1 protein-coding gene is annotated in these 490 nt (G+C 64.1%); it reads right to left on the bottom strand.

Going from position 1 to position 490, the window contains the following annotated elements; genetic code table 11:
* Positions 1–490, bottom strand: a 490-nt coding sequence (locus tag U4012_RS35655; RefSeq protein ID WP_321804587.1) for an amidohydrolase family protein, incomplete at both ends; no start/stop codon positions are given.

The following is a 490-nucleotide window of genomic DNA, read 5'->3' as shown; positions in this document are numbered from 1 at the left end:
GGCATTCGGCTTCTGCGTGAACAGGTTGTACGCGATCCGGATCGTCATCTCGCCGGCATCGTGCAGCTTGCGGATCACTTCGTAATCGTCGGGATAGTTCTGCGAACCGCCGCCTGCATCGATCACACCCGTCACGCCGAGACGGTTCAGTTCGCGCATGAAGTGGCGCGTCGAGTTGTACTGGTATTCGAACGGCAGCTTCGGTCCCTTCGCGAGCGTCGCGTAGAGAATCGTCGCATTCGGGTTCGCGAGCAGCAGCCCGGTCGGATTGCCCGCGGCATCGCGCAGGATCGTGCCGCCCGGCGGCTCGGGCGTGTCCTTCGTGTAGCCGACCACGCGCAGCGCGGCCGCGTTCAGCAGCGCACGATCGTAAAGATGCAGGATGAACACCGGCGTATCGGGCGCGGCCGCGTTGAGTTCCTCGATCGTCGGCAGGCGCTTCTCGGCGAACTGGTGTTCGGTAAAGCCACCGACCACGCGCACCCATTGC

Origin of the sequence: Burkholderia sp. BCC1988 (genome assembly GCF_905339895.1) — a bacterium.
In the GTDB taxonomy this organism is placed as follows: domain Bacteria; phylum Pseudomonadota; class Gammaproteobacteria; order Burkholderiales; family Burkholderiaceae; genus Burkholderia.
Note: the sequence above shows the minus strand (reverse complement) of the source record. Positions and strands in the feature narration are given on the sequence as shown.